Consider the following 18,068-nt stretch of genomic DNA (forward strand, 5'->3'; position numbering starts at 1 on the left):
ACTGGTCAAGGAAGCTGTGCAGAATTATAATACAATGAGACCGCACCTCGCTCTGGCTATGCAAACGCCAGATCAAGTGCATCAAAAAGCCAGCAGATATATTCCGCTGGCTCCATGAAAAATCGTCAACTTATTTTAGGATGGCACACAGCATCACATTGGCTCCCTGCCTCAACCGTGGTAACGCGGACTCGTGATCACGCCATCAATTTTGCCCTTAATTCCCGAAGTCACACATCGCAGCCATAATCGAATAATGCACATTTTCTGAACACCCGAAGGCCATTTCCTGCCGTTTATAGCGGCATAAACCGATCGTTGTTCAAAATATCGCACACCCCTCTTTACAGATTGAAGAATTGCTTCATCCTGTTATCAGAACGAACCGACATCTTGGCGCAGGCGCAACACTCAATGAGTGCGCAGCAGGTCATCAGGGACTGTCGCCCAATGAAATCGGTTCATCGTGACATTGATCAAGGGGAGAATGCTGGTGCCAGAGGCGGTTTTGGATCGTGCGCATGAAGACGTGCACAAGACGCAACCTTGGAACAATCCAGACGCGGTTCCCTATATCCGCTTTGAGAATGTGACCAAGAAGTTCGGTGACTTCTACGCCGTTGATGATGTCTCCCTTGATATTTATCGCCACGAACTTTTCGCGCTTTTGGGCGGTTCGGGCTGTGGGAAGACAACCTTGCTGCGCATGCTGGCCGGGTTTGAAGAACCAACATCAGGCAAAATTTACATCGATGGCGTCGATATGGCCGGTGTTCCGGCCTATGAGCGCCCGACCAATATGATGTTCCAGTCCTATGCCCTGTTCCCGCATATGAATGTGGAACAAAACGTTGCCTTTGGCCTGCATCAGGACGGTTTGCCAAAATCGGAAATCCGGACCCTTGTTTCGGACATGCTTGCCCTTGTGCAGATGACCAAGTTTGCCAAACGCAAACCTCATCAGCTTTCAGGCGGGCAACGCCAGCGTGTGGCATTGGCCCGCTCGCTTGTGAAAAACCCCAAAGTGCTGTTGCTTGACGAACCACTGGGCGCGCTTGATAAGAAATTGCGCGAACAGACCCAGTTCGAACTGGTCAATATTCAGGAAAAAATCGGCACGACCTTTGTCATGGTCACCCATGATCAGGAAGAAGCCATGACCATGGCTTCACGCATTGCCGTGATGAATGAAGGGGTGATCAACCAGACCGGTACCCCGTTTGAGCTTTATGAATATCCCAACAGCCGCTACACCGCGAACTTCCTTGGTCAGGTCAATCTGATCGAAGGCGTTCTGATTGATGACGATGAAAAATACGCGGTCATCAAATCGGATGAAGCCGGTTGCGAGATTTATATCGATCACGCCGTTCAGGGGCATGAAGGCATGACATTCTGGGCTGCCCTTCGCCCTGAACGTTTGCTTCTGACCAAAGAAGCCCCCGAAGATACCAAATATAACTGCGTATCGGGGAAGGTCGAGGAGATCGGCTATCTGGGCGGTATTTCGACCTATCACGTGCGCCTTAAAAGCGGCAAACGCATCAAGGTGACCGAACCGAATTCCACCCGCCAAATCGAACCACGTTATACGTGGGAAGACACTGTTTGGGTGTCGTGGGAGGCCGGGGCTGCTTCGGTTCTGAACAAATGAGCAGTGACAAACAAGAACTTCCTGCTTTGAGCATAAAGCAAAGATTTGATCGATGGATGATCAAGCATGGCCGGGTATTGGTCATTGGCATCCCGTATCTCTGGCTTTTCCTGTTCTTCCTTGTGCCATTCCTGATCGTTCTCAAGATCAGTTTTTCCATGGCCGAATATGCCCAGCCGCCATACACCTCTTTGTTTGAATGGATCGACGAAGGCATCACGATCACTCTGAATTTCGGGAACTATCTGTTTCTGCTGTCTGACAGCCTTTATGCCACGGCCTATCTTAATTCCATCCGGATCGCCGCGATATCGACCATCATCACCCTTCTGATCGGCTATCCGATGGCGTATGGCATCGCCCGTGCCCACGGGTCTTTGCGCAGCATTCTTTTGATGATGGTGATCCTGCCGTTCTGGACCAGTTTCCTGATCCGCGTTTATGCATGGATCGGCATTCTGGATCGTGAAGGTCTGATCAATGCATTTTTGCTTTGGACCGGGATCATTTCCGAACCGCTGATCATGCGCCAGACCGAATTCGCGGTTTATGTCGGGATTGTTTATACCTATTTGCCCTTCATGATCCTGCCGCTTTATTCCACGCTTGAGAAAATGGATGGCAGTTTGATTGAGGCCGCCCTTGATCTTGGCTGCAAGCCTTGGCAGGCATTTGCGAAAGTCACCCTGCCCCTGTCGCTTCCGGGCATTTTGGCGGGATCTCTTCTTGTGTTTATTCCGGCTGTTGGTGAATTTGTCATTCCGGAACTGCTGGGCGGTCCGAACACCTTGATGATCGGGCGCACACTCTGGAACGAGTTCTTTGCCAACCGTGACTGGCCGATTGCATCTGCGGTTGCCATCGCCATGCTGATGTTCCTGGTTATTCCGATCATGTGGTTCCAGCATATCCAGTCCAAGCAGGAGGAAGGACAGTCATGAGCGGTAAAAGATCCACCTTCCTGATTTCGGCACTGGTGTTTGGCTTTGCCTTTCTTTATGTGCCGATCCTGCTTGTCATGATCTACTCGTTTAACGAGGGCAAGCTTGTCACCGTCTGGACGGGCTTTTCGACCAAATGGTATGTCTCGCTGTTTAGCAATGACGGCATGATTGACGCGGCATGGAACAGCCTGAGGATTGGCGTGATGTCGGCAACCCTTGCCTTGGCACTTGGTACACCTGCCGGGCTTGTTATGTCGCGCTTTGGCCGGTTTAAGGGACGCACCCTGTTTTCAGGGATGATTGCCGCCCCGTTGGTGATGCCGGAAGTCATTACCGGGCTTTCGCTGTTGCTGTTGTTCGTGACCCTTGAACAATTGATCGGTTGGCCTGCAGGGCGTGGCGTAGCAACGATCACGATTGCGCATACGACATTCTGTGCGGCCTATGTTGCCGTTGTCATTCAATCAAGGCTGTCGGGCATGGATATTTCGGTTGAAGAAGCCGCAATGGATTTGGGCGCGAAACCGGCAAAGATTTTCTTTGTCATTACGCTTCCAATGATACTGCCGGCCCTTTTGGCCGGATGGCTTTTGTCCTTCACCCTGTCGCTTGATGATCTTGTGATTGCAAGCTTTGTCGCCGGTCCGGGATCAACCACGCTTCCGATGAAGGTATTTTCATCCGTCCGTCTTGGGGTGTCGCCGGAAATCAACGCCCTTGCCACACTGATCATTGTGTCGGTGTCGGTCATGATCCTGATTTCCAGCCTGCTGATCCTGCGTTCTGAACGCAACCGCAGCCGGTCTTCGGCGAGTGCTGAAATTCAGCCCTGACCCCGCCGATTGCATAATCTGAACATAAAAAAGCAGCGCCGGAATATCTTCCGGCGCTGCTTTTCGTTTAGGCCATTTAAGGTAACCAATCAGTCGGCACAACTGCCCTCAGCCGCACGGCGCATCATTTCACGGCATTTCATGCCCGGTGCAAGCACACGCCAATAGGACACGACGGCTTCTTCTGCTGCTTCATCAAAATCAACAATCAGATTGGTCAGCGCGTTTTGTTCCATCAGCTTTTTGACCCGGTCGGGCAATTGCGACATTTGCCACAAACCGATCACCAGCGCATAGGATGACCGCATAAGCTTGCTGGCTTCATCGGGTGTGATTTCATAAAGCTCGGCCAAGGCATCGGCGGTTCGTTTGACCATCGAGGCCAGAAAACGACGTTGGCCAACGACCATTTCATCGTCAGAACCAGATTCGAGCACACCCTGCGCCAAGGACGCCAGATACAGGAATTTTTCGTTCTTTACGAGATACTGAACGAACTGGCGCGCGACACGGGTTGAATCCCGTTCTTCGGGTCGACGCAGTGCCTCTTCATCGATCACATCAAGATTGTTCTCAAACCAGCCTTTCTGGAAATGCCGCAGCACTTCAAGAAACAAAGCTTCCTTGCTTGAGAAATAAAGATAAAGCGTGCCCTTGGCCAAATTGGCCTTTCGCGCCACTTCCGCAGCAGACGGCAATGTGCCATCGCCTTCGAGATAAAGTTCGCGTGCTGCATCAAGAATATCGGCACGGCGCTTTAGTTTTTGCTCGTGGCTTCTCGCACGAACAAGATTTTCTTGTTCCATGTAGTACTTCCCCCAACATTTTCCCCTGAACATATTATTGCATGTTAATTCACTTCAAAGTCAAATCGCAGTCGGCCAATAAATAGACAAAATTTATGAAACACTGAAAAAACAGGTATTTCTCTTGTCAGAACGCACCTTCATTAGATGAATTGCGGTCACATAGCTTCAACCATACAATGTGATTCCGAACATATATCGCGAATCAGTACAGTTTTTTCGTCGAGTCGGATTCGGGTTTTCTCGCGGGGTTAGCAACCCATCAGGTTTCAGCCCTGACAAGCAGATAAAAAGCGCCCCTGCGCTAAACCTAGATGAGTTGCACCGACCGTTTGCAGCTTATTCTTTTTGCTTAAACCGGAAGTTCCGTCGTTCGCTTGACTTCGCGCAATGTAATGACAGTCTGCACACGTTCGACACCGGGAAGCTGGGTCAGGACTTCGCTGTGAATGCGTTCGTAATCGGCGGTGTCGCTATAGACGACATGCACCAGATAGTCGCTTTGTCCGGCAAGAAGGTAGCATTCGACAACTTCGGGAACCTTTTGAACTTCCTTCTCGAAAGTCTCCAAAGCTTCACGGGTCTGACGGTTAATGGCAATATTGACAAATGCATTGCCCGGCTTGCCAATCCGTACCGGATTTAGCAGCATGGTATAATGGTCAATAAAGCCCGCTTCTTCGAGCAAGCGGACACGACGCAGGCAAGCTGATGCTGACAGGTTGACCTTATCGGCCAGTTCCGCATTGCTGATACGGCCATCTTTCTGCAGTAAACGCAGTATCATCCGATCACGTTCGTCCATCTGCATTCGAATATTCCTCCGAGATCACGGTGTTTCTTTTAAATTATCTAGCAATGATAGCACTAAACACCTCTTGAATTGAAGGATAATTGCCCAATTTTTAGGGTATCATGCACACACAATAAAAAGACTGGCATAAAATGCCCGGGCATCCCGGCACAGACCGAGAGAGAGCCCGATTGCCACCATTTTCGTCGGGAGAAAACGAAATGCTGATAGGTGTTCCAAAGGAAATCAAAAACAACGAGTATCGTGTCGGACTGACCCCAAGCTCAGTCCGAGAACTTGTTACCCACGGCCACAAAGTTAAAATCGAAACCATGGCCGGGGCCGGCATTGGCTGCACAGATGAAGATTACATCGCTGCAGGTGCCGAAATCACCCAAACCGCTTCTGACATTTTTGCCACCGCTGAAATGGTCATAAAGGTCAAGGAACCGCAACGCGTTGAATATGAACAACTGCGCGAAGGCCAGTTGCTGTTTACCTATTTGCACCTTGCTCCGGATCCGGATCAGACGGCGGGCTTGATCAAATCCGGCGTCACGGCAATTGCCTATGAAACTGTTACGGATCGTAATGGCGGATTACCGCTTTTGGCCCCGATGTCCGAAGTTGCCGGACGCATGGCCCCACAGGTCGGGGCCGCGGCCCTGCAAAAAGCCAATGGCGGACGCGGCATGTTGCTGGGCGGTGTTCCGGGCGTTGCCCCGGCCAAGGTCATTGTGATTGGCGGCGGTGTTGTTGGCACCAATGCCGCACGCATTGCAGCGGGCATGGGGGCCGATGTCACCATTCTTGACAAGAATGTCAAACGCCTGACTTATCTTGATGATGTGTTTGGCCCGCGGATCAAAACGCAATACGCCACGATTGATGACACCGAAGCACTGGTTTATGAGGCCGATATGGTTGTCGGTGCGGTTCTGATCCCCGGTGCGGCGGCGCCAAAACTGATCAAGAAAGATCAGCTTTCAAAAATGAAGCCCGGATCGGTCATTGTTGACGTTGCGATTGATCAGGGCGGGTGCTTTGAAACATCCAAAGCCACCACGCATGCAGATCCGACCTATATCGTTGATGATGTTGTGCATTATTGTGTGGCCAATATGCCCGGTGCTGTTGCCCGCACATCAACCTTTGCCCTCAACAATGCCACCCTGCCCTTTGCCTTGGCCTTGGCCAACAAAGGTTGGAAGCAGGCTTGCAAAGATGATGCGCATCTTGCCGCAGGCCTTAACGTGCATCAGGGCAAGATCACTTATAAAGCCGTTGCTGACGCCTTGGGCTATGACAGCCTTTCGATCGAACAGGCTTTGTCGTAACCCATCCTTGTCAGGCCAAGATCAAAAAAAGGGGCACCATCCGGTGCCCCTTTTTGCGAGATATCAAATCAGATAAAATCAGAATTCGACCTGTGTCACATCACGAACAGCACCCTGATCGGCACTGGTTGCCATGGCGGCATAGGCGCGAAGGGCGGTTGTGACTTTGCGTTTGCGTGGCTTGGCCGGACGCCATGCTTCGGGTCCTTTGGCCTCCATCGCCTTGCGACGTGCGCTCAGCACTGCATCATCCACCGCGATTTTGATCGTGCGGTTGGGAATGTCGATCTCGATGGTATCGCCCGGCTCAACCAGTGCGATATCCCCACCAGCCGCAGCTTCGGGTGACACGTGACCGATGGAAAGACCAGACGTCCCGCCTGAGAAACGGCCATCCGTGATCAATGCGCAGGCTTTACCAAGCCCCATCGATTTCAGATAGCTGGTCGGATAGAGCATTTCCTGCATGCCCGGACCACCTTTGGGACCTTCATAGCGAATGACGACAACGTCGCCTTCCTTGACTTCACCACCAAGAACCTTGGCGACGGCTTCGTCCTGACTTTCACAGACCACAGCCGGGCCGGTGAATTTCAGAATGCTTTTGTCAACACCACCGGTCTTAACCACACATCCATTTACCGCCAAATTGCCGAACAGAACGGCGAGCCCGCCATCCTTGCTATAGGCATTTTCGATGTCACGAATGCAGCCTTCTTTTTCGTCAAGATCAAGGTCATCCCAATAGCGTTCCTGACTGAACGCGGTTTGGGTCGGCACACCACCGGGCATGGCACGGAAGAATTTATGCACGGCTTCGTTGGTTGTGCGTTTGATATCCCATTTTTCAAGGGCATCGGCCATGGTTTTGGCATGCACGGTCGAAACATCCGTGTGCAGCAAGCCGCCGCGTTCCAGTTCGCCAAGGATACGCATGATGCCACCGGCACGATGGACGTCTTCCATGTGGAACATCGGATGGTTTGGTGCGACTTTGGAAAGATACGGGACCTTGCGCGACAGGCGATCCATGTCGGCCATGGTGAAATCGACTTCGGCTTCCTTGGCGATGGCGAGCAAATGCAGAACCGTGTTGGTCGAGCCGCCCATGGCAATATCAAGCGCCATGGCGTTTTCAAACGCCTCGAACGTTGCGATACCACGCGGGGTCGCGCCAATGTCTTCTTCTTCGTAATAACGACGTGCCAGCTTGACCGAAGTACGGGCAGCTTCAAGGAAAAGCTCCTTACGTGCACCGTGGGTCGCCAGGACCGAGCCATTGCCCGGAAGTGCCAGACCAAGTGCCTCAGCCAGACAGTTCATCGAGTTGGCCGTAAACATGCCAGAGCATGACCCACAGGTCGGACATGCAGAGCGTTCGACTGCTTTGACCTGTTCATCAGAGATGTTAGGATCAGCTGCCTGAACCATGGCATCAACCAGATCAAGGTGATGTTCTTTGCCTTCGATGGTGATTTTGCCAGCTTCCATCGGGCCACCGGACACAAACACGGCTGGGACATTGAGGCGCATTGCAGCCATCAGCATACCGGGGGTGATTTTGTCACAGTTGGAAATGCACACCATCGCATCGGCGCAATGGGCATTGACCATATATTCAACGGAATCAGCAATGATTTCACGGGATGGCAAGCTATAGAGCATGCCGTCATGGCCCATCGCGATGCCATCATCGACCGCAATGGTATTGAATTCTTTTGCGACACCACCTGCGGCCTCGATTTCACGGGCAACCAACTGACCAAGGTCTTTGAGATGCACGTGACCGGGCACAAACTGGGTGAAGCTGTTTACGACCGCAATGATCGGCTTGTCGAAGTCTTCATCTGTCATACCAGTGGCGCGCCAAAGGCCGCGCGCACCAGCCATATTGCGGCCATGGGTTGTTGTACGGGACCGATATTCCGGCATGGAAGGAACCTCTCTTACTTCGCGGGGTGAGTTTCTTTATATATCTGCGGTTCTAGCACAGTCTTCGCGCGTTTTGACAGTTTTTTGCCCGAAAATTTCGCGTTATTCCATCATATGGTATGATTGCTACGCGACGGCAAACTTGTGCCTGGATCAGACGACCTAATATTAGCGTCTTTTACGCATGACCGGGAATTTGTGACCCAGTTCACAGGCTGTCTGGCAGCCTTTTGAAAACCTATCCCAAATACCACAAAACACTATCCCCTTGGATAGGCGATCTTCGACCAAACTGGCCATATCTTAGTAGGTGATTATCGCCGCCAGGCGATTCTCCCACTCCCATTCTCGCCCCGGACCCGGAAAGGTTCGGGGTTTTTTTTCGCTTGAATACCCGACCCAAAATGCGCCTTGCACAACTGTATGCTTTAAAGCGCAGCCAGAACCCTTTAATGTCTTCAAACGGTTATCTGAACAGCACATCCTAGGCGGAGACACGCACCCACATGTCCGACCAACTCAAGACACTGTTGCGACGCGGGTTGAGTGCGCATGAGGGCAATCGCCCGGAGGAAGCCGAAAAGATCTATCGTCAAATCCTTGATATTTCCCCGGCCAATGCCGAGGCCGAACATCTTCTGGCAACGCTTTTAACCGGTCAGGGCCGCAATGGCGAAGCCATTGATCTGTTTGAAAGCTGCCTTTCAAGTGTCGGAGCCAATCCGGCAGCGCGGTGTAATTATGCCATTGCCCTTGAAAGTTCGGGCCAGATTGAAAAGGCAATTGATCAGTTTAAACAAGCGATTAGTTACCATGGGGATTTTCCGACCGCGCTTTATCACCTTGCCCGACTTGAAATACCGCGCGGGCATTTGGGGCAAGCAGTTGATCTTCTGGGTCGGCTTCTTGGACTGAAACCGGATCATTTTGAGGGCCTGTTGCTGTTTGGCAATGCGCTTCATGCCTTGGGGCAGGAAAAAGCCGCCCTGATGTCTCTTGATCATGCCGCCGAGGCCGCAGGCATTACCCCGGACATGATTTGCCGGGTTGCAACGGCACATCTGCGTCTTGGCTATCCCGGGCCGGCACAGGGACTTTATCAACGTGCGCTCAGCATTGATGCCAAATTTGTTCCGGGCCTGCGCGGACTTGGCCAATCTCTTGCCCATCAAGGTCAGTATGCCAAGGCGATTGCGTTGCTTAAGACCGCCCGACAACTTGCCAAAGACACCGATGACATTGATCTTGTTCTGGCCGATATCACGCTTAAATGCGGGGACGTTTTTGGCACCATCGAGATCCTTGAAGCAGTTCTGAAAGCAAACCCGGACAATGCGATGGCCGATGCCCTGTTGTTGCGCAGCAAGGCGAAACTGGCATCGGGCGACGGGACGGAATTTGCCAAAGAAGCCAAGAACTGGGCAAAGCATCACATGCCGATCGCCGCAAAGCCGGTATTTGCCAATACGCGGCAATCGGACAAGCGATTGCGGATCGGCTGGATATCGCCGTTTTTCTGTGAACATCCGTCCTTTAAACTTCTGGGGTCGCTTGCCCGCAATCTGAACCGGCATGAAGTTGAACTGTTCCTGTATTCCGCAACACCGCGCCCGGATGACGTGACAAGATCCTGGCAGGTTATGGCCGATGGCTGGCGGGAAGTTTTCGGGCAGGACCCGATGCAGATCGCTGATCGCATCCGCAAGGACAAGATCGATATCCTGATTGATCTTTGTGGCGCCCATCCGACCCAACCGATTGAAGTGTTCGCCCTTCACGCGGCCCCGGTTCAGGCAAGCCTTTCGCCCACGACGACCGGCATGACACAGATCGATTATCTGATCGGTCATAAGGAAGTTTTCAGCGGGAAGCTTGCCAATAACAAAGGCCTTTCCGAGCATCCGCAGAAACTTGAACTTGGTCCTTATCTGCCCGGTGAACTTGACGATACATTTCCGGTCAGTCCACTTCCGGCCGCCTTTAACGATGATATCATTCGGTTTGGCTGCATTGATAAGCTGGCCAATATCAGTGATGAAACGCTTATGTGTTTTGCCCGGATTCTTAACAAGATCACGAACAGTCGCATTGTCATTCAAGATGATGTTCTTGAGGATTCGTATGCGGCGAAAACGTTCCTTGATCGCACCCGACAGGCCGGGATCAATCGCGACCGACTTGATCTTGCAGGAACCGTTGCGGCTGAAGACCGCCCCGCCCTTTTCGCCCAGATCGATATCGGGCTGGCACCGTTTCCGGCCATTTGTCTTGAAAACCATTTTGAAATGCTGTGGTCGGGTGTGCCATTTGTGTCGCTTGCCAGTGATTTACCCGGATCACGATTGGGCCTAGCAATTTTGGCCGATATTGGACTTGAGGCATTATGTGCCCATACCGAAAAGGGCTATGTCGATAAATGCATCATGCTGAGCACGGATCTTAAAGCATTGGCCAGTATTCGCGAAAACATGCGCGACCGCATACGCAACGCCAAAGCATTCCATGCGCCCGCCGTCGCACGCGAATTCGAGGAATCCTGTCGTGAGATGTGGCAGAACTGGTGCCTTCGGAAATAGGCGCCGAAACGTTTCTAGCGTGTGATCAAGGTGCCTAGGATATGGTCAACGGCCGATGCCAAATCATCGGCAATGAAATCCGCCTCGGATGCCTCAGGCAATTGGGTTTCCTTGGCCCCGTGGCCGGTTCTAACCATGATGGCACGGGCTTGAACGCCATGTGCTGCACGGACGTCATTGATCCGGTCCCCGACCAAAACACTTTCAGTCAATGAAATTGCAAATTCGGACGCGGCAGCAACAAGCATTCCTGATCCGGGCTTACGACAGTCGCTTTCGCGGCGATATTCGCCCTCGCCCTTCATATGGAAGGGCGAATAATAAATGCCCTGCACAGATGCCTTTTCCTGCGCCAGCATGGCAACCAAGGCCTGATGAATTTCAAGCAACTGATCTTCGTTTAGATACCCGCGCGCGACACCGGACTGGTTGGTCACGATAATGACGGGAATGTCCGCGTCATTCAGACGTCGAATGGCGGATGCAGCCCCGTCGATCAGTTTCAGTTCTTCTACACGCGACAGATAGTGGACTTCTTGATTGATCACACCGTCGCGGTCGAGAAAAACCGCCGGCAGCAGATTGCGGCGGTCCCGAAAACGCGGGGCCGGATCAATCAAATGACGTCTGACGGTTTCTTTTGCGTGTCCGCTCATCACTGACCTTTGTTCAATTCAATTTGTGCAACAATGCCGATGCCTGCCCAAGATGACAAGATGATCTGACATACACATTGCCATTCCGCACTGCGGAAAACAAATTGGTATTACCATTATTCGCTTGCAGGAGAAGTGCCCGCCGTGACATTTTCGGGTTAAAAGCACCTGATTGAGGAATACGTAATCAATGTTTGCCGATATTTTTGCAATTCTGGCACCGGTTTTCGTCACAACGGGACTGGGCTATTTCTGGTCGCGTGCCGGCAAACATTTCGATACCAATCTTGTCACCTCGATTGTCACGTATTTTGCGACCCCATGCCTGACCTTTGCAGCGCTTGCCACGGTTAAGCTTGGCGGTGACACCCTGATATTGATGGGCACAGCAGCGATTGCAGCGAATATCATCTTTGCCCTGATCGGCTGGCCGATATTAAAGGTGTTTAACCTGTCGCCCCGCACGTATTTGCAATCGCTGACCTGGCCAAATGTCGGCAATGTCGGCTTGCCACTTTGCATGCTGGCCTATGGGCAGGAAGGGTTGGCTCTTTCGGTTGCGTTCTTTGCGGCATATGTTGTCATACAGTTGACCGTCGGTGTTGCCTTTGTCTCTGGCAGTTTTTCGCTTAAATCGTTGGCGAAAATGCCGATCATTCCAGCAACCCTGATCGCCATTGCCTTTTTGGCAACCGATACGGCAGTTCCGGCCTGGCTTTACAACACCACCAACCTGATTGGTCAGTTGACCATTCCATTGATGCTGTTCACCCTTGGCGTGTCCTTGGCGAAACTGCGCCCGGTAAGCCTTGCACGCAGCACGGCGTTAAGCGTTCTGCGTCTTGCCATGGGCTTTGGCGTTGGTCTTGGCCTGTCCGAGGTTCTTGGCCTGACCGGGGTTGAACGCGGTGTGGTGATTTTGCAGTGTTCGATGCCGGTTGCGGTGTTCTGCTATTTGTTCGCACAGCTTTACAATCGCGAACCCGAAGAAGTGGCAGGTGTCGTGATCAGTTCAAGCTTCCTTGCCGCCATCGCCCTGCCCGCACTTCTTTGGTATGTGCTTTAGGCATCAGACTTATTTCAAAATCAGACGATATGCCCCGCCATCCGGGGCATTATCGGGCCCCTTTGTCGGGTAAAAGCCGATTGCGCATTCAAAGCTCCCCTTTTCAAGATCGGGGTCACCGTTTTCGGTTGCGCGTTCATGCACATATGCCCGACAGGCAGAAATATCTGAAAATTCTGCTTCTGAAATTTCAAGATCATTGGGTTTGGTTGCATCTGGGGTATAGACCGCAGTGACCTTTTCCCAAGGAGCCGCATCATCTGTCCAAATCAGATCGGCAATATAGCGTTCCGGGTTGCCATAACTGACCGCTGCCAGAACCGCAATCCCGGTCGCAAGAATGGCACGGCGCCACATTCGTTTGTTCATTTTATTCCTTTAGATCCCTTTTCCGCCAAGTCCTGAAAAATCAAAATTGCGAAAAGGTGCATCAAATTCAAGATGATATTCTTCAAGTGGCGGCGGTGACTGGGCTGTGTTGCCCAGCATGACATGAACCTGCCCGCGATGGTGGGTTTGATAGACAAAAAGATGCGACAGGATGTCTGCAACGGCCTCATAGCCAACCGTGCCATCCGCCCGTTTGAGTTCAACTTCGCGAACGGCATCCTTGTCATTAAGCTGGTCACAAAATGCCATCAATTTAAAATCGGCATCGCGCTGGGCTGCTGCCAGTTTGGCGATGTCGATATAGGGCATTTCATTGGCAAAGCAGTCTTGTCCTCGTCTGCCATTGACCAACGCATCAAGATAATACCAATCAACGGTCAAGGCGTGGTTCAAGGATTCAAGGAGTGTCGGAGAAAACGCTGTCCGTTTGGTGCTGAGCTCGTGTTTGGTCAGTTTCTGACAAACATCAAACAGACGGTGATTTGACCAGGCATTGTTACGGGCCTGATGGAAGAACGAAGTTCCCGGCATGCCGCAATTGTCCCAACGTTTAGCGCCCTGTCACATTCCGTCGAAGGTTTTCAACCGGTTACAGGATGCGCATGATTTAGCGGACCGTTTCCTTTGCCGTAATTTGGTGCGGTTCGGATGGCTTCGCGGACATATGCCCGCGCCCGTGCAACAGAATCACTTAACTCCATGCCCTGTGCCAGCCCGGTTGCAATCGAGCTTGCAAGCGAGCAGCCCGTACCATGATTATTTTCAGACGGAATGCGAGATCCTTCAAAGCCCTCAACATCGCCATCCCGACGCCACAAGATATCGACGATTTTGGCACCCTCGGCGTGACCACCTTTTATCAGGACAGCTTTTGCACCGAGCTCGCCAATTTTGTGCGCTGCAGCAATCATATCACCTTCGTCGGTGATTTTCATACCTGATAGTACTTCGGCCTCGGGAATATTTGGTGTCAGGACCGTTGCAAGCGGGATCATGTTGTCGATCAGAGCCTGAACTGCGTCTTCCTGCAGCAACCGTGAACCGCTTTGCGATACCATCACAGGATCGACAACAATTGGAATACCTGCTGCTTTTGTCTTGATGAATTCCGCCACCGCGTTAATCACCGGCACGCTGTGCAGCATGCCGGTTTTAATCGCGTCTGCACCAATATCATCAATTGTTACCGTCGCCTGATGGACGATCATTTCCGGGGAAATGCCCAAAACGTCAAAGACTCCGGTGGTATTTTGCACCGTCAAGGCCGTGATCGCAGTTGCAGCATATCCGCCAAGGGCCGTAACCGATTTAATATCGGCCTGAATACCCGCCCCGCCCGAACAATCGGACCCGGCAATAATCAAGACACGCCCCTTCATGATCGACTTCCTTCATACTCGTACAATTTCGTTATTTTCCGCCGACCAGTTCACTGATCAGCCGGTCAGCCCGCAACAGCGACGATTTCAGCGACGATGCTATCGACAATCTGTTCAACCTTGATCGCATCATCGCCTTCGGCCATGACACGGATCAATGGTTCGGTTCCCGATTTACGGATCAAAACACGGCCATCACCATTAAAGGCCTTCTCAGCACTTGAAATGGCGTCAATCACGCTGTTTTGCGACAAGGGATCAGAGCCCGCCGCATAACGGACATTTTTCAAAATCTGCGGCAGCGGTTCAAACACGCGGCTCATTTCTGAAACCCGGCCTTCGCGGCTGGACAGAACGGCAAGAACCTGCAAAGCCGCCAAAAGGCCATCACCGGTTGATGCGAAGTCAGACAAAACGATATGGCCTGATTGTTCACCGCCGACATTGCAATCAAGGGCGCGCATCTGTTCAACAACATAGCGATCGCCAACCTTGGTCCGGATCAGGCGGATATCGTTTTTTTCAAGATAGCGTTCAAGCCCAAGGTTGGACATCACGGTCGCAACCAGTGCATTGCCGCGCAATTGGCCTGTGCGTTTCCAATGGGTGGTGACAAGGCCCATCAATTGATCGCCATCGATCAGCTGGCCTTTTTCATCACACATCTGAACGCGGTCCGCATCCCCGTCCAAGGCAATCCCGACATCGGCCTTTTCGGCCAGAACACGATCACACATGGTTTTGGTATAGGTTGATCCGCACTGATCATTGATGTTCATGCCGTTCGGGCTGGTGCCGATTGCGATCACATCCGCGCCTAGTTCCCGCAGAACTTTGGGGGCGACCGAATAGCCAGCCCCATGGGCGCAATCAAGGACGATGCGCAAGCCTTCAAGGGTTACAGAACCCGGAAGCGATGATTTCACAGCTTCGATATAGCGACCCGGCGCGTCATCAATACGTTGCGCGCGGCCAAGGGCATTGGCCGGCACCAGTTTGTGGGAAAGATCGCTTTCCATCAGGCTTTCAATTTCAAGTTCGACCTCGTCAGACAGTTTAAAACCGTCCGGGCCAAAAAGCTTGATCCCGTTATCCTGAAACGGATTATGTGAGGCCGAGATCATGACACCGATATCAGCGCGCATTGATTTGGTCAGCATGGCAACGGCCGGGGTTGGCATCGGACCAACCAGCATCACATCCATTCCCATAGAGGTAAAACCAGCCACCAGTGCCGGTTCAAGCATGTAACCGGAAAGTCGGGTGTCTTTGCCAATGACGACCTTGTGACGATGATTGCCGCGGGTGAAATAATGTCCTGCGGCCATACCGACCTTAAGTGCGACTTCGGCGGTCATCGGCGCTGAGTTGGCCGTTCCGCGAATGCCATCGGTCCCAAAATATTTGCGGCTCATGCTTTTTATCTCTGTTGTGCTTCACAGACATGTTTGTCTGCTTCATGAATTCTGATTGCCGGTTATATCAAAGTGACGTCGCAATGCTACCGGCAAGTAAGACATTTTAACGGCAAGTTGGCGAGTAATCCGTTAACACGGTCACATGCCTGCCTGTAAGGATATGCCCCTATAAAAGCAATGACCTGTTGGCGAAAAGACGCTATCAGAAACAATCATGAATTAAAGCTTTGAAACCGGGGGAACTTTGCGCGACAGCCGCCCAAATATGGCACTGATTGCGGTGCTGGCAGTGATCGCCACCGGTCTGCTTGCCATGTTCCCGTCCAATGCCAGTGCCCATCTTGATGGTCCGCATTTTGTTGTCGGCAGCAATGGTCCGCAAAGCGACATTGATCTGAGCCGGTTTCTGTCGCGTCTGACAACAGATCGTCAGGTAACGATGCCGATGGATCTGGTAAATGTCCCTGAAACTGAATTCATCACGGTTTTTAATACCCCGACTGCCGGATACACAAAACGACCTGTCTGGTATCGTGCCCCCTTCACGGTTGAAAGCACCATCAATGACGTTGGTCAATCAGCGTTTATTGAAATAAAGGCGGCCTATCTGAACGATATACGACTGACCATTCTGTCATCGGAAACAGGCGAGACAGTCTGGTCAGATCAGGTTGGCGACAGGATTCCAAGCCCGCCAGACCGCCCGGCAAGCCTTAAGCACATCGCGAAATGGCCCCACCTTGCGCCCGGTCATTACTGGTTGACGATCCGGGTTCAGACCAACAGTGCGCATGTGTTTGAGGCCCACCTGCAAACCGAGGCAACAGTCTTTGCCGGTACCGGCAGTGACAGCTATCGCAACGGCAGTTATCTGGGTGTTTTGATCGTCATTTTCGGGCTGTATCTGACATTTGGTCTGCTATCGCGGGACCGCGCCATTATCTGGTATGCGGTCTACATTTTGGGGCTGTTCCTGCTTAATCTTGGCACCAGCGGCTATGCGCATCTGTTGTTCAAAGGGATGTGGCCCTTTGCCAGTGATTTGGTAACCGGGTCCGGGACGGCTTTGTCACTCGGATCAGCGGTCGCCATGTGGTCATATATCATCCATCTGGACCGTCAAAATCCGATCCTGTTTCGCATTATGATGAGCTTTGCGTTCCTTGCCATTGCTGGCCAGGTTACCGCGATGTCGGATTACTACATCATCTATGCACAACTGTTCTTCATTCCTGACATTTTTCTGCTGACAACCCTTCTGGGCTATATGATTTTGACCGGCTATCGGCTTTACAGTCCTGTTGTCTATTTGTTCTATATGTTTGCGTTGGGCATCCCGACAGTGGCCGGGATCGTTCATTTGCTCACCTTGTTGGGCGGTTTACCGATCAACAGTTTTACCGCCAATGCCTATCAGGCCAGTTCGACCATACATCTGATCATGATCGCGGTTGCGATGGGCTTGCGCATCTATAAACTTGCCAACAAGCGGGCCGATGCATTCCACACCAGCGCACGGGCCGATCAACTGGCCGGTGAACAACGAACATTCATCACCATGTTGTCGCATGAGTTCCGAACACCGCTTGCCATCATTCAGCGGTCAGCCGAAATTCTAAGCCTTCATCTGCGTGACGAAAAAGAAGCAATCCACAGCCGTCTTTCCACGATCCGAACCAATGCCGGGCAGTTATCCGCCCTTGTTGATGCGTTCCTGACCAAAGAAACACTTGATAGCGCGACCTTCACCACCTCGCGTGAGCTGATCGCGATTGACCAGTTTCTAAGCGATCTGATCGCCAGACGTCGTCGCGAAGTACAGGAACACAATGTCACATTGATCAATTCGGAATTTGCGATTGTCGATATTGACCGCATGCTTCTGGAACGCGCCGTGGTCAACCTGATTGAAAATGCCCGAAAATATGCGCCGGGTGCCGCCGTATGGATTGCGTGTAACCGGTCTGCGAACGGTTATGTTTATATTCGTGTTGTTGACGAAGGACCGGGCATTCCACCCGACGATCTGAACAAAGTACTGAATGCCTTTTTCCGCGGACGACATGCCGCAACCACCCAAGGTGTCGGGTTGGGGCTGCATATTACCAATCGCATCATCGAGGCCCATGACGGCACGATGTCGATCAGTGTCGGTGAAAAGGGCGGCACAACGATTTTGCTGAAACTTCCTTACAACTATGATGCCACAGCCACCAGAACCAACGAGACGTTGTTTGGTGTTATGGACACAGCCCGCCCGTCACCAAACGGCAAGGGACGTTGA

The 18,068-nt window shown here is 52.0% G+C and carries 15 protein-coding genes; 7 read left to right on the forward strand and 8 right to left on the reverse strand.

The genetic code is table 11. From position 1 onward, the window contains the following. Window positions 1-487 precede the first annotated feature (487 nt). Genes RIC05_RS19190 through RIC05_RS19200 form a run of 3 tightly spaced genes read left to right on the forward strand, consistent with a single transcriptional unit; the run spans window position 488 to window position 3,431 of the window. Window positions 488-1,654: an ABC transporter ATP-binding protein gene (locus RIC05_RS19190; protein ID WP_350047215.1), complete on the forward strand. Its 1,167-nt coding sequence runs from the start codon at window positions 488-490 to the stop codon at window positions 1,652-1,654. Continuing rightward, window positions 1,651-2,595: an ABC transporter permease subunit gene (locus RIC05_RS19195; protein WP_350043792.1), complete on the forward strand. Its 945-nt coding sequence runs from the start codon at window positions 1,651-1,653 to the stop codon at window positions 2,593-2,595. The genes RIC05_RS19190 and RIC05_RS19195 overlap by 4 nt, the downstream gene beginning before the upstream one ends. Then, complete coding sequence (locus RIC05_RS19200; RefSeq protein WP_350043793.1) at window positions 2,592-3,431, forward strand: ABC transporter permease subunit; 840 nt, start codon at window positions 2,592-2,594, stop codon at window positions 3,429-3,431. Before RIC05_RS19195 ends, RIC05_RS19200 begins: the two co-directional genes overlap by 4 nt. A gap of 89 nt (window positions 3,432-3,520) precedes the next feature. Here the strand turns inward: RIC05_RS19200 and RIC05_RS19205 are convergent, their stop codons facing one another. Continuing rightward, window positions 3,521-4,237, reverse strand: a complete 717-nt coding sequence (locus tag RIC05_RS19205) for a TetR/AcrR family transcriptional regulator (protein WP_350043794.1) — start codon at window positions 4,235-4,237, stop codon at window positions 3,521-3,523. Window positions 4,238-4,589: 352 nt separating this feature from the next. Continuing rightward, window positions 4,590-5,048: an Lrp/AsnC family transcriptional regulator gene (locus tag RIC05_RS19210; protein WP_350043795.1), complete on the reverse strand. Its 459-nt coding sequence runs from the start codon at window positions 5,046-5,048 to the stop codon at window positions 4,590-4,592. Window positions 5,049-5,251: 203 nt separating this feature from the next. On the opposite strand from RIC05_RS19210, the gene ald reads away from it, so the two are divergent. Further along, the gene (gene ald, locus RIC05_RS19215; RefSeq protein ID WP_350047040.1) at window positions 5,252-6,367 is read left to right on the forward strand and encodes an alanine dehydrogenase; all 1,116 of its coding nucleotides are present in this window, start codon (window positions 5,252-5,254) and stop codon (window positions 6,365-6,367) included. A 78-nt stretch (window positions 6,368-6,445) separates the two neighbouring features. Here ald and ilvD read toward each other — a convergent pair whose 3' ends face one another. Beyond that, window positions 6,446-8,299 (reverse strand): dihydroxy-acid dehydratase, encoded by a 1,854-nt coding sequence (gene ilvD, locus RIC05_RS19220; protein WP_350047041.1) that lies wholly within the window; start codon window positions 8,297-8,299, stop codon window positions 6,446-6,448. 506 nt (window positions 8,300-8,805) lie between these two features. Between ilvD and RIC05_RS19225 the strand changes: the two genes are divergently transcribed. Then, a complete protein-coding gene (locus RIC05_RS19225) occupies window positions 8,806-10,875 on the forward strand; it encodes an O-linked N-acetylglucosamine transferase, SPINDLY family protein (protein ID WP_350043798.1) in 2,070 nt (689 codons plus the stop codon). Between the two features lie 14 nt (window positions 10,876-10,889). Here RIC05_RS19225 and RIC05_RS19230 read toward each other — a convergent pair whose 3' ends face one another. Beyond that, complete coding sequence (locus RIC05_RS19230) at window positions 10,890-11,531, reverse strand: D-glycero-alpha-D-manno-heptose-1,7-bisphosphate 7-phosphatase (protein WP_350047042.1); 642 nt, start codon at window positions 11,529-11,531, stop codon at window positions 10,890-10,892. A gap of 190 nt (window positions 11,532-11,721) precedes the next feature. Here RIC05_RS19230 and RIC05_RS19235 point away from each other — a divergent pair, with 190 nt between their 5' ends. Beyond that, the gene (locus tag RIC05_RS19235; RefSeq protein WP_350043800.1) at window positions 11,722-12,597 is read left to right on the forward strand and encodes an AEC family transporter; all 876 of its coding nucleotides are present in this window, start codon (window positions 11,722-11,724) and stop codon (window positions 12,595-12,597) included. Between the two features lie 9 nt (window positions 12,598-12,606). Here RIC05_RS19235 and RIC05_RS19240 read toward each other — a convergent pair whose 3' ends face one another. The 4 genes from RIC05_RS19240 to glmM form a co-directional block, all read right to left on the reverse strand. Then, window positions 12,607-12,966 (reverse strand): hypothetical protein, encoded by a 360-nt coding sequence (locus tag RIC05_RS19240; RefSeq protein ID WP_350047043.1) that lies wholly within the window; start codon window positions 12,964-12,966, stop codon window positions 12,607-12,609. Between the two features lie 9 nt (window positions 12,967-12,975). Continuing rightward, window positions 12,976-13,518, reverse strand: a complete 543-nt coding sequence (locus tag RIC05_RS19245) for a DinB family protein (RefSeq protein ID WP_350047044.1) — start codon at window positions 13,516-13,518, stop codon at window positions 12,976-12,978. Between the two features lie 50 nt (window positions 13,519-13,568). Further along, complete coding sequence (gene thiD, locus RIC05_RS19250) at window positions 13,569-14,366, reverse strand: bifunctional hydroxymethylpyrimidine kinase/phosphomethylpyrimidine kinase (protein ID WP_350047045.1); 798 nt, start codon at window positions 14,364-14,366, stop codon at window positions 13,569-13,571. A 65-nt stretch (window positions 14,367-14,431) separates the two neighbouring features. Continuing rightward, on the reverse strand, window positions 14,432-15,781 hold the full coding sequence (gene glmM / locus RIC05_RS19255; protein WP_350047046.1) for a phosphoglucosamine mutase: 1,350 nt from the start codon (window positions 15,779-15,781) through the stop codon (window positions 14,432-14,434). A 247-nt stretch (window positions 15,782-16,028) separates the two neighbouring features. Here glmM and RIC05_RS19260 point away from each other — a divergent pair, with 247 nt between their 5' ends. Further along, window positions 16,029-18,068, forward strand: a complete 2,040-nt coding sequence (locus RIC05_RS19260) for a sensor histidine kinase (RefSeq protein WP_350047047.1) — start codon at window positions 16,029-16,031, stop codon at window positions 18,066-18,068.

The organism is Thalassospira sp., from assembly GCF_040218635.1.
Classification (GTDB): Bacteria; Pseudomonadota; Alphaproteobacteria; order Rhodospirillales; family Thalassospiraceae; genus Thalassospira.